Annotated in this window: 9 protein-coding genes and 2 pseudogenes; 9 read left to right on the forward strand and 2 right to left on the reverse strand. The window is 61.2% G+C overall.

Annotated elements, in window-relative coordinates; translation table 11 throughout:
- Together BFAL_RS02020 and ilvC (BFAL_RS02025) are read left to right on the forward strand one after the other, a co-directional pair.
- Nucleotides 1–680, forward strand: a 680-nt coding sequence (locus BFAL_RS02020) for an MFS transporter (protein ID WP_152973483.1), incomplete at its 5' end; no start/stop codon positions are given.
- 432 nt (nucleotides 681–1,112) lie between these two features.
- Nucleotides 1,113–2,165 (forward strand): ketol-acid reductoisomerase, encoded by a 1,053-nt coding sequence (gene ilvC / locus BFAL_RS02025; RefSeq protein WP_055426777.1) that lies wholly within the window; start codon nucleotides 1,113–1,115, stop codon nucleotides 2,163–2,165.
- A gap of 134 nt (nucleotides 2,166–2,299) precedes the next feature.
- On the opposite strand, the gene BFAL_RS11940 is transcribed toward ilvC (BFAL_RS02025), so the two are convergent.
- Nucleotides 2,300–2,635 (reverse strand): DUF8462 domain-containing protein, encoded by a 336-nt coding sequence (locus BFAL_RS11940; RefSeq protein WP_503089869.1) that lies wholly within the window; start codon nucleotides 2,633–2,635, stop codon nucleotides 2,300–2,302.
- 7 nt (nucleotides 2,636–2,642) lie between these two features.
- Between BFAL_RS11940 and BFAL_RS11945 the strand changes: the two genes are divergently transcribed.
- The 5 genes and pseudogenes from BFAL_RS11945 to BFAL_RS02050 all read left to right on the forward strand — a co-directional run bounded on the left by BFAL_RS11945 (nucleotide 2,643) and on the right by BFAL_RS02050 (nucleotide 7,112).
- Entirely contained in the window at nucleotides 2,643–3,263 is a 621-nt protein-coding gene (locus BFAL_RS11945; RefSeq protein WP_503089870.1) for a hypothetical protein, read from the forward strand.
- Nucleotides 3,264–3,376: 113 nt separating this feature from the next.
- A pseudogene (locus tag BFAL_RS11835) lies at nucleotides 3,377–3,529 on the forward strand (IS1595 family transposase); the annotation flags it as partial.
- 104 nt (nucleotides 3,530–3,633) lie between these two features.
- Entirely contained in the window at nucleotides 3,634–4,344 is a 711-nt protein-coding gene (locus tag BFAL_RS02040; RefSeq protein WP_236691623.1) for an IS1595 family transposase, read from the forward strand.
- A 53-nt stretch (nucleotides 4,345–4,397) separates the two neighbouring features.
- Nucleotides 4,398–4,568, forward strand: a complete 171-nt coding sequence (locus tag BFAL_RS02045; protein WP_055426780.1) for a type II toxin-antitoxin system RelB/DinJ family antitoxin — start codon at nucleotides 4,398–4,400, stop codon at nucleotides 4,566–4,568.
- A 6-nt stretch (nucleotides 4,569–4,574) separates the two neighbouring features.
- On the forward strand, nucleotides 4,575–7,112 hold the full coding sequence (locus BFAL_RS02050; protein WP_055426781.1) for an HsdM family class I SAM-dependent methyltransferase: 2,538 nt from the start codon (nucleotides 4,575–4,577) through the stop codon (nucleotides 7,110–7,112).
- A gap of 61 nt (nucleotides 7,113–7,173) precedes the next feature.
- Here BFAL_RS02050 and BFAL_RS11495 read toward each other — a convergent pair.
- Nucleotides 7,174–7,347 (reverse strand): annotated as a pseudogene (locus BFAL_RS11495) (ATP-binding protein); the annotation flags it as partial.
- A gap of 322 nt (nucleotides 7,348–7,669) precedes the next feature.
- Between BFAL_RS11495 and BFAL_RS02055 the strand changes: the two are divergent.
- Together BFAL_RS02055 and ilvC (BFAL_RS02060) are read left to right on the forward strand one after the other, a co-directional pair.
- Entirely contained in the window at nucleotides 7,670–9,781 is a 2,112-nt protein-coding gene (locus tag BFAL_RS02055; RefSeq protein WP_055426782.1) for a S8 family peptidase, read from the forward strand.
- A gap of 350 nt (nucleotides 9,782–10,131) precedes the next feature.
- Nucleotides 10,132–11,247 carry a ketol-acid reductoisomerase gene (ilvC, locus tag BFAL_RS02060; RefSeq protein WP_269082755.1) on the forward strand — a complete coding sequence of 372 codons (1,116 nt, stop codon included), beginning with the start codon at nucleotides 10,132–10,134 and terminating at the stop codon, nucleotides 11,245–11,247.
- The last annotated feature ends 125 nt before the right edge of the window (nucleotides 11,248–11,372 follow it).

Below are 11,372 nucleotides of genomic sequence, written 5' to 3' on the forward strand. Positions count from 1 at the left end.
TCTTCCGCATGGCCCAGGAGAAGAAGCAGGTCGTCAAGGCCCCGATCGTCGAAGTGTTCAAGAAGTCCTGGAAGCAGGTCCTGCAGGCAACGTTCCTCGTCGCCGTCACCTACACGCTGTTCTACACGCTCGCCACCTGGTCCCTCGCTTGGGGCACCAAGGAGCAGGGCGAAGGCGGCGGTGGCCTCGGCTTCACCAACCAGGAATACCTGCTCATGCTCATGATCGCCATCTGCGTGTTCGCGCTGTTCATCGTGATCTCCTGCGTCAACGCCGATAAGCTCGGCCGCAAGCGCGTCATCACCTTCTCCTCCTGCGCGCTCGTCGTGTTCGCCGCCCTGTTCCCGTTCCTGCTCAACGGCCAGATCGTCGGCCAGCGCAACTTCGTCGCCAACATGGTCTTCCTGTGCGTCGGTTTCGCCCTGATGGGCACCGCGTTCGGCCCGATCGGCGCGTTCCTGCCCGAACTGTTCGAGGCCAACGTGCGCTACTCCGGCTCCGGCATCGGCTACAACCTCGCCGCCATCGTCGGCGCGGCCTTCGTGCCGACCATCGCCACGTGGCTGTCCTCGCACTTCGGCGTGCACTCCGTGGGCCTGTACCTCGGCGTGATGGCCGTGTGCTGCCTCGTCGCCGTGCTGACCTGCAAGGAGACGAAGGACGTTGATTTCACCAAGTGAAATCAACGGCAGGTTTCTGCCTTCGCTTCGGCTGTCGCCTCGCTCAGGCGTCGCCTATGGGAAGCCCACTGGGCTTCCCACTTGACGGCGCCGCACGGACGTTGGTTTCACGGCTCCCTCTGCCGAGGGGACTCCCGCGAAGCGGTGGGGGGAGAGGTCGACGCGGTGCGGTTGAGACCGCATCGATTCCCAAACTTTCCAGCTGTAATCGTCTTTGATTTCGGCTTGATTCCATAACTGAAAACGCAACTCAATATTTGGACGCGGGTGGCCGCGTCAATCACCGGTGGACTAGAAATAGACCCCAGTGGACCGATGACTTTCCCGACACAAGGACACAATCCTTCTCGTCGAAGGCCGTCAGCAATCTCACCGATTGCCGGACGTGCAGTTTTCGTTCGGCACACTGAACAACATAAAGGAGTGCCTATCATGGCAGCAACTATCTGGTACGAGAAGGACGCCGATCTGTCCGTGTTCGATGGCAAGAAGGTCGCCGTTCTCGGTTACGGCTCCCAGGGCCACGCCCACGCGCTGAACCTGCGCGACTCCGGCGTCGACGTGGTCGTCGGCCTGCGCCCGACCTCCAAGTCCGTCGAGTTCGCCAAGGAGCAGGGCCTTGAGGTCAAGCCGGTCGGCGAGGCCGTCGCCGAAGCCGACGTGGTCATGGTGCTGCTGCCTGACCAGTACCAGGCCGCCGTCTACAAGAACGACATCGAGCCGAACCTGAAGCCGGGCGCCGCCCTGGCCTTCGCCCACGGCTTCAACATCCACTACGGCTACATCAAGCCTTCCGAGGATCACCCGGTGTTCATGGTCGCCCCGAAGGGCCCGGGCCACATCGTGCGTCGTGAGTACGCCGCCGGCCGTGGCGTCCCGGTCGTCGTCGCCGTCGAGCAGGATCCGGACGGCAAGACCTGGCCGCTGTGCCTCGCCTACGCGAAGGCCCTCGGTGCCCTGCGCGCCGGCGCCATCAAGACCACCTTCACCGAGGAGACCGAGACCGATCTGTTCGGCGAGCAGGACGTCCTCATGGGCGGCATCAACCACCTGTGCGACATGGGCTTCGACGTGCTGACCGAGGCTGGCTACCAGCCGGAGATCGCCTACTTCGAGGTGTTCCACGAGCTGAAGATGCTCGTCGACCTCGCCAACGAGGGTGGTCTGAACAAGGCCCGTTGGTCCTGCTCCGACACCGCCCAGTACGGCGACTACACCTCCACGGTCATCACCGAGGAGACCAAGAAGCGCATGCAGTACCAGCTCAAGCGCATCCAGGACGGCTCCTTCGCCAAGGAGTTCATGGACGACCAGGCCGCCGGCGCCCCGAAGTTCAAGAAGCTGCAGGAGGAGTTCTCCCACCCGCACCTCGAGACCGTCGGCCCGAAGCTGCGCGCCATGTTCTCCTGGAACAACGGCCCGGCCAAGGATCAGGACGAGGCCGAGTCCTTCAACGGCAAGATCGCTCGTACCCAGGTTCAGTGATTCTGGCCGCGTAAGCGGTAGTCGCGGATTGGCCGCAAGGTTTTCCGCGTAGAAGTAGGGCCGCCACTTCGATTCCCATCGAGGTGGCGGCCTTTTCGCGTTGCTGCGGAGGGGAGGGGCCACAATAAGCTGAGTCAGCGCTGATGCTGGCGGCGTAGGTATTCACGCAGGAACGGTACGGCGAAATCGACTTCGCCGCGTTCGGTCTCGCGGATGGCATAGGCGTCGAGCAGGCGTTTGCGGTATGTCGCGGCGTAGTTGTTGGTTTTGCCCATGCGCCGGGCGATGTCGCTGGTGGAGGCGAGGACCATCGGACGTCGCCATCGCTTCCAGATACGCCCGGTCGTTGCGTGAGAGTCCGTGCAGCTCGGGAACGCATACGGCGTTGTCAAGATCGATTCGCGCTTCGGCGAGACCGTCGGTGATATCGCCGTCAGTGACGATATCCGAGTCTCGCATGTCGGCTGCATCCCAGATGTGGTATCCGACCAGCTGGATTATGTACGGGTATCCGCGGGTCGCCTCGGCGGCGATGCGAAGCTGCTCGTCGTCGATTTCCATGCCGGCGCTTCGGAAGGTAGTGCTGAACGCGTCCTGCACGTCGTTGATCGGTACGTCGGTCAGCACATTGGTTTTCGCTCGGCGGAGGAATGCGATGACCTCATTGTTGAACAGATCGGAGATCATCTGGGGGAGTCCGGCGAATGCGATGGCGATGTCGCGGCGCTCTCGAACCTGATGCTGGATCGCCGTGGCCAGCGCGATCATATCGGAGCGTTGCGCGGCTTGCGTCTCGTCTATGGTGATCAGCAGTCCGGCGTGATGTTTGGCGAGTGCGTCGAGACGTGCGGACATGGCTTGACGCATGGTTTCCGGCATGCGTTTGGGGGACAGCTCCGCTTCGCCCAAGCTTACGCTTGTGCCGGCGAAGCTTACGGCCGGCTTGATGGAGAGCCTGTCGAGCATATGGTCCTTGCTTCGCAATTCGTTGACAAGACGTTCGCACAGGCCTTCCGAAGCGGTTTCTTCGATGACGTCCCATTTTCGGGCTCGGGCTTTGTCTCCGAATACGGTGAGCATAACCGTTGGCTCTGTTAAACCAGCTTTGACATGGCATCCTAAAAGTCCAATACTGTAGTTGCACTGAGATTACAGTATTGGAGGTGATGGCGATGGGGCTCGCCGACGCGGTACGCAGACAGCTCAAGGACATGGGGCCGGTCGAACGCGAAAACGCGGTGCGTGAACTGCGTGAGGTCCTGTACGAGGACGCCTACGACACGATCACCGCGCATGACGATGTGCCCGCCTGTCCCTGTTGCGGTTCCGTCTCCATCGTCAGGAAGGGCCATAACCCGAACGGCTCCCAGCGTTGGATGTGCAAGGACTGCCGGCGCACGTTCTCGCAGACGAGGGACACGCTGATCGGCCGGTCGAAGCTACCGGTAGCCAAGTGGATGAATGCTTCGTGGGTTGTCTTCCGTTGCGTGAATGCGCCTCGCGCTGCAAGGTGTCGCTGCGCACCGCGTGGCTCATGCGCCGCCGCCTGCTCAAGTGCCTCGAACGGTTCCTGCCGAAGTTCACGGCCGGCGCTGGCGTGTCCGTCCAGCTGGATGAGACGTATCTGCGCGAAAGCTTCAAAGGCAACCACAGGAAGGGCAAGTTCCGGCTCCCGCGCCCCGCACGGCATCGCGGATGCTCCCTGCGCAAGCGTGGATTGTCGAAGGAGCAGATCTGTGTCATGACCGGCGTCGCCGATTCCGGCATCGCGTTCGCCGCATTGAACGGGCGTGGCGTCATCTCCAAGCGGCGCGCCCTTGAATCACTCGCCGGGCGCGTCGGCAAAGGCGCTCTCGTCATGGCAGACGAGGCCGCCGCCTACCCGGGCGCGATGGAAGTATTGGGGGCCATGTTCGAGCAGGTGGACGCGAAATCGCATCGCATCAACCGGATCAACACGCTCCACTCGAACCTCGACGGGTTCCTCGCTGGATTCAAGGGCGTGAGCACGAAGCGCCTGCAAAGCTATCTGACATGGTTCCTGTGGCGGCGCTCGTTCCGCGACGACAGGAACGGCAGCATCATCAGACAGGTCGCCGCCCAGCCCTGCCCCGGCGTGACGCGCGACCGGAGCCATGTGCTCCCGCTGTACATGGACTACTGGGGCATGGCCACATGACGGATGCAAGTACACTGTACATATCTACACTGTCGAACAGGAAGGAGACTGGCATGGCGAACACGCCAACCACGACCATGCGCCTCGACCCAGAACTGAAGGACAAGGCCATGAGCATACTCGAACCGTTGGGGTTGAGCATGACCGGGGCAGTCACCATATTCCTCAAAGCCGTGGTGCGCGAAAACGGACTGCCGTTCGAAGTGAAGAACAAGGAGAACTGAGGCAGGATGCCTTACGAAGACACTCGATATAAAGAACATCATGAAGTACGGCTGCCTTTGCTTAAACAGCTGTTGGGCAAAGGATGGAACCGAGACCAGATCATCTGCCCCTCTCCGGATAGCGACGATAGGGAATGGCAGGTCCCCAGAACGCCCTCAGATAATTCCGTAAGGGAATCCGGAAGACGTTTTGCTGGATTCCCCGTCGATATGGCCATATTCGACGAGCCTCAGCATCGGGGAGAATGGGACCATGTCATAGCTTTGGTCGAAACGAAGGCTCCCACACATGAGGAAGGCATCTCGCAGCTGGAGACATATCTCGGGCTGGAGCCAAATGCCGTGCTTGGCATATGGTCCAACGGTTCGTCGATTTCACTTGTATACAAGCAGGTCGATCTTCATTACAAAGTCATTCGAGACGCCGCATTGCCGTCTCCTTCCGACAATATCCTGTTTGCTGGCGATGAGCCGCTTACTTACGGCGAACTCCGAAACCATGAGGAAATCAGCGGGAAGGGTCTGAATCATCTGTTCTCGGAATTGCTGGACCATATCGTGGCCGGTGATTCCAAGTCCACGAGGGCGGACGACCGTTTGGACAACATGTGCGACATGCTGCTCTTGAAGATGGATTCGGACACCAATGGCAAGATGGCGCGCAATCCCGATGAGGCGGTTCTGGAATTCCAGATTCTCGCCACTCCGCAGGAAACAGCGAAACGCATCAACGCCTGCTTCGAGGAGTATGTGGATAAATACCCGTTCCTGTTCGAGGACAATACGTCGAAGACCATCAAGTTCGACGACGAGACGATACACGCCATCGTCTACCGCTTGCAGAACATCAATCTCAAGGCAGCGGCACCGGAAACACTGTCGGCGGCATTTCAGGTATTCCGCTCGGCCAACGTCAAACAAGGCGAAGGACAGTATTTCACGCCTCAGCGTATCATCGAAGCGGCCGTCAAACTTACCGGGGTTGACTATCACGACAAAGTCATCGACCCGGCATGTGGTACGGGCGGTTTTCTCTTTGAATCGTACAGCAACCTTCTTTCCCAAGCGACCTCCGAGCAAAAGGATGAAATCCGGACGTGGGCGCATCATAACCTGTATGGGGTCGATTTGGATTCCATCAACGTCAAACTGTCCAGAGCTCTGATGATCGGGGCTCGTGACGGCTCCACGAACATCGTGCTCGGGGATTCTCTGAGAGAAGGCAAATGGCTGGAGTTTCCCAAACTTGCCCCGGTTATAGGCCATGAAGCCGATGGTTCGTACAGTGTCGTCCTCACGAATCCTCCATTCGGGGAGAAGCTGAAGATCAAGGCCACGGATGCCAAAGCGGCTGAATACTCTATCTGCAAGCACACAAGCGGTGGTGCGGCAAGCGACAAATACGCCGACACGGAACTCGGTCTGGTATTCATGGAACGGGCCTATCGACTGCTTGCTAACGGCGGACGTCTTGGTATCGTCCTTCCGGAAACATACTTCTTTTCAACGTCCTACCGCTGGTTCCGAACGTGGGTCGATGAACGCTTCGATCTGCTCGCCGTAATGAACGTTCCCATGGAGGCGTTTCAAGGTTTCTGCCGAGCGAAGACGAATTTCTACGTCATGCGTAAAAGACCAGTGGGAGACAAGCCAGCGCTACCACTTCCATCATGGGCGGAAACGGGGCGCACCTGGATCACCTATGCTCCGACGATCGGCATCAACAAGGATGGCAAAACCCTGTTCAAAGTGAACAAGGACGGAATCCGGACTGCGGAAATCGACGACAAGGTGCTGTCCGACGTTGAGGCGCTTGTCAAAGGCAAAAAGGAGACGGAAACATCACGTTTCGTCCCCACTCCAGATTCGTTGTCGTTGGCTTTCCTCGGAGTGCCGCAATACTATGACCAGACCAGTGTCCTTGAATTTGAGAGGTATGTTGGCACCCACTTTGGAAACTTCTCAACACGCTCATTGGGTGATCTGGTCGATGATGGAATCATCACCGTGGAAAACGGGCATGGCAGTCCCTCAGCCGACACTCGCAATGGAACCATCCCATACGTGAAAGTCTCCGATCTCCGTGCAGGCATGGTCAACTTCAATTCCACCAACATGGTCCCCTTATCCGTGGCACAGCGCTTTTGGCATGGGACGGATAGTGGATTGTCTCCGTGGAGCATAGTCACACCATCACGGGCCTCCAAGAACATAGGTGAGCCATCCGTGCTTCTTCCTGGTCAGGAACAGGCAGTGTTCACTAAAGAGACCCTGATCATGAACACCACGGATAAAGCCGACTTTGACAACTTCTATCTGGGATGGGCACTTGATCTTGATGTCGTACGCCGCCAATGGGCGCGTGTCGTATTCATGCAGACGAATCGCGAGGACCTGGGAACCCGGTATCGCGAAATACTGATTCCGATTCCGGATACCAGAGAGGACGGGGAACGAGTCTCGCTTCATTACCGGGAGTACTATCAAACCATCGCACGGTCACGGTCTGCTTATCTGAAAGCGCGTGCATCTCAAAACCAGTAACCAGTAAATTGAGGGGCGGCAAATGGAGCCGCCCCACTTTTATGTCAATTCTGGTTTAACAGAGCCTAACCGTTTTGCCGGTACCGCAGGCCCCGGTGATCACCATGATGCGTCCCGGTGCTCCTACGCCGTTATCGAGACCTTTCTCGAAGTCCCGAATGACTTTGGCTCGCCCGATGAGCAGAGGAGGCTCCCCACCGGCGGTCGGCTTGAACGGGTTTGCTGGCGTGCGCACTGTTGCCTCCTGAAATGGTGATATAAAGCCAAATCAAAAATATCAAAAATATCAAAGGAGGCTGTTGATGGTCACGGCTGACGTTGTTGATGTTGTCATTATCCACGTGGTGCGTTGCTTCCTGTGCTCCGCGCGATTTTGGTGCGGAGAACGCGCGACGAGAGGAGTCCGGAACGAGTCGCGCCGGCCTTGTTCCGGTGCATTGTCCCGATGTCCGCATGATGGAATGCGGTGCCTTGGGTAATAATGCGTGGTTACTCTAATCCGCATCGCCTCGTACTGAACGGTGCGGGCGTATTCGAGAGGGAAGAAGGATCGGACCATGCAATCGTTGCGTAGGGCCGCGGCATGCGGCATGAGCATCATGCTCGCCATCGGATTGGGGCTTGCCGGCGTCGTGTCCGGCGCGCAGGCGGATGATGCCGCGTCGACCGTCGTATCGCCGTCCGCACAGGAGGACGGCACGCGCAACTACGTGTTGAACCTGCCGGAGCAATCCACGGCCGGTCAGCTCGATACGGTGGTTTCAGCGTCCGAGCAATTGGGCGCGAAGACGCTGATGCGATACCCGCAGCTGCACGCCGTGTTCGTGCAGGCGCAAGCGAAGGATTTCGCGCAGCAGGTCGCCGATGCCTCGCGCAAGGCCGGCGTGGCGTTGGACTCCGTGGGCGGCACGCGCACGAGCCTGGTCAAGGGGCAGGAGGATCTGTTCGCTGCATCCGGTGATGCCGCCAAGCCGGCGGCAACGCAGGCCCGCGCAGCAGCCGCTGCGGCCGGACGGTCCTCTTCCGATGCGGATGTGTCCGTCGTCTCCGATCCCGATGTGACCGAGGACAAGGCGTGGGGCGTCATCGCCACCGGCGCGGACAAGGCGCTACCCGTCATCGAGAATCATGTGAAGCTCGCCAAGACGGTGGTGGGCATTCTCGATTCCGGTGTAGACGACACCCACCCGGACATCGCGCCGAACTTCGACGCGGCCGATTCAGCGAACTGCAATGTCAACGGCATTCCCGACAACTCATTCGGCGCATGGCGTCCGACCTCGAACGCGCACGGCACGCACACCGCCGGCACGGTGGCGGCGGCCCACAACGGCATCGGCGTGGACGGCGTGGACCCCCAGGCCACCATCGCCGCCGTCAAGACGGGCAACGATGACGGACTCCTATACCCTGAATACGTCACCTGCGCCATGGTCTGGTCCGCCGACCACCATTTCGACGTGACCAACAACAGCTACAGCGTCGACCCGTGGCTGTACTGGGTGCCGAGCGATCCCACGCAGACCGCGGGGTATGAGATTATCCGCCGTGCGGTGGCATACGCCACGTCGCAGGGCGTGGTGACCGTCGTCGCGGCGGGCAACAACAATTCGGATCTCGACAATCCGACGACCGACTCCCAAAGCCCCTACGACGGAACGCCCATCCAGAACCGCGACGTGCGCGACGGCGTGGAGCTGCCGGGCATGCTGCCCGGCACGGTCGTCGTATCCTCCAGCCGCAAGGCCTCGGTGACCAATCCCGGTGCGGGCATGTTCCCGCTCACCCGCCCCGACGACCCATACGGCTCCAACTACGGCAAGAAGACCATCACCGTGAACGCGCCCGGCGACCGAATCTACTCCACCACACCGGTGCATCCGGTGGACGGCAACAAAGCCTCGTATGACACGTTCAGCGGCACTTCGATGGCGACTCCGCACGCGGCCGGCGTCGTCGCGCTGATCCGCGGCATCCACCCGGACTACACCGCCGAGCAGACGGTGGCGTTGCTGAAGAAGCAGGCGGGATACGATTACGACCGTATCGCGCCGCCCACGGATGGCGCGGAATTCCGCGGCTCCGGCCTGGCGAACGCCTACGCGGCCGTCACCAAGGACCAGCCGCAGCCGGCCGTGGAACATGTGGAATACTCGGCCGACGGCGGTGCCACGTGGACGCCGCTCGCCGATGGTGCGCGACTGTCCGGAACGGTGAAAGTGCGCGTCACGGTGGGAGGCTCCGTATCCGCGGTGACGGTGTCGAGCGGCGACGTGCAGGCGCATGGCGTTTCGGCCGACGGCAAGCCGGTCACCGTGGCCATGACGCTGGATTACTCGAAGGTCAAGCAGGACGCCGCAGGCACGCTGTCCATCGCGGCGGAAGGGTTGAACTCCGCGCCGGACGCGGATGACGACATCGCCAAGACCATCGGGTTCACGGCTGCGGCGAAAGGCGAATCGGGCTCCGACGGCAACGGGGCGCAATCCGGCTCCGGCGACGCCGGTCATCCGAACGGCGCTCCGTCCGGTTCCGCCACCGCGTCCGATGCCGGCAAGGCTCGGGGTCTGGCCTCCTCCGGAAGCGATGCCGGTGTGGTCGTCGTCGCCGGGGTACTGCTGGCGCTCGTCGGCGCAGGCGCGCTGCTGGCCCGTCGTTTTGCCCGATAGCGGATAGGGCGCGATAGGCGAGGGCTGCGGCGGCCCTTTCATGTCTCCGTGGCGTTCTCTGCTGTGCTCGGAGGGGAGGGGCGTAGGTGGAATATGTCCACGATTTGGTTCGAGAGACCAAAATCCGGCCCACCTTGTGGACGGAACCATGGCGGCCGGGCGCACGTCGGTAGGATGGGGCGCAGTTCACGGGACACAATCCCGCACGCTTACGGCCGACCGACCCCGCACAACGCACGCGCCGCCGGTCTGCCGACGAACGCGCGATGCACATCGCGCAACCATACGACACCGTGTGCCGACCGCAACATCCGGACGCGCCGTCGAACCGGTTGGATGCCTGATGGGTGATTCAACCGGCGACCCGCACGCCCGCCTCCGACGGCCGGCACGCAAGTAAAGGAGTGCCAAACATGGCTGCACAGATCTGGTATGAGAACGACGGCGATCTTTCCGTGCTCGAGGGCAAGAAGGTCGCAATCATCGGTTACGGCTCGCAGGGCCACGCGCACGCGCTGAACCTGCGCGATTCGGGCGTCGACGTGGTCGTCGGCCTGCGCCCGACCTCCAAGTCCGTGGACTTCGCGAAGGAGCAGGGCCTCGAGGTCAAGTCCGTGCCGGAGGCCGCCGCCGAAGCCGACGTCATCATGATCCTCGCGCCCGACCAGTACCAGCGCAACATCTGGAAGGACGACATCGAGCCCAACATCAAGCCGGGCGCGGCCGTCGCCTTCGCGCACGGCTTCAACATCCACTACGGCTACATCAAGCCTTCCGAGGATCACCCGGTGTTCATGGTCGCGCCGAAGGGCCCGGGCCACATCGTGCGTCGTGAGTACGCCGCCGGCCGTGGCGTGCCGGTCGTCGTGGCCGTCGAGCAGGACCCGCGCGGCGACGGCTGGGCGCTGACCCTGGCCTACGCGAAGGCTCTCGGCGCCCTGCGTGCCGGCGCCATCAAGACCACGTTCAAGGAGGAGACCGAGACTGATCTCTTCGGTGAGCAGAACGTGCTCATGGGCGGCGTGAACAAGCTCGTCGAAATGGGCTTCGAGGTCCTCACCGACGCCGGCTACCAGCCGGAGATCGCCTACTTCGAGGTGTGCCATGAGCTCAAGATGCTCGTCGATCTGATGAACGAGGGCGGCCTCAACAAGGCGCGTTGGTCCTGCTCCGACACCGCCCAGTACGGCGACTACACCAACACCGTCATCAACGAGGACTGCCGCAAGCGCATGGAGTACCACCTGGGCCGCATCCAGGACGGCTCCTTCGCCAAGGAATTCATCGACGATCAGGACGCCGGCGCCCCGCACTTCAAGGAGCTGCAGGAGAAGTACTCCAACGAGCGCATCGAGACCGTCGGCCCGAAGCTGCGCGCCATGTTCTCCTGGAACAAGGACGGCGTCAAGGACGCCGACGAGGCCAACTCCTTCACCGGCAAGATCGCCCGCGCCCAGGTCCAGTGATCCCCCCGGCGGCGAGCCCCCGGCGGGCTTCCCCGGCGGGCTCCCATCCCGCCCCTCATCTCCCATGGTGCGGTAAATCGCCCATGGTGCGGTGGTCCAAAACCGCATGATTCCGCGGTTATGGA

The organism is Bifidobacterium aesculapii (assembly GCF_001417815.1).
Lineage (GTDB): Bacteria > Actinomycetota > Actinomycetes > Actinomycetales > Bifidobacteriaceae > Bifidobacterium > Bifidobacterium aesculapii.

Bases quoted from the DNA above. Each gene is read 5' to 3' on its own strand.
- BFAL_RS02045 (WP_055426780.1), top strand. From the start codon at position 4,398: ATGGCGAACACGCCAACCACGACCATGCGCCTCGACCCAGAACTGAAG.
- BFAL_RS02055 (WP_055426782.1), top strand. From the start codon at position 7,670: ATGCAATCGTTGCGTAGGGCCGCGGCATGCGGCATGAGCATCATGCTC.
- BFAL_RS02050 (WP_055426781.1), top strand. From the start codon at position 4,575: ATGCCTTACGAAGACACTCGATATAAAGAACATCATGAAGTACGGCTG.
- ilvC (WP_055426777.1), top strand. From the start codon at position 1,113: ATGGCAGCAACTATCTGGTACGAGAAGGACGCCGATCTGTCCGTGTTC.
- BFAL_RS11940 (WP_503089869.1), bottom strand. From the start codon at position 2,635: ATGCAGCCGACATGCGAGACTCGGATATCGTCACTGACGGCGATATCA.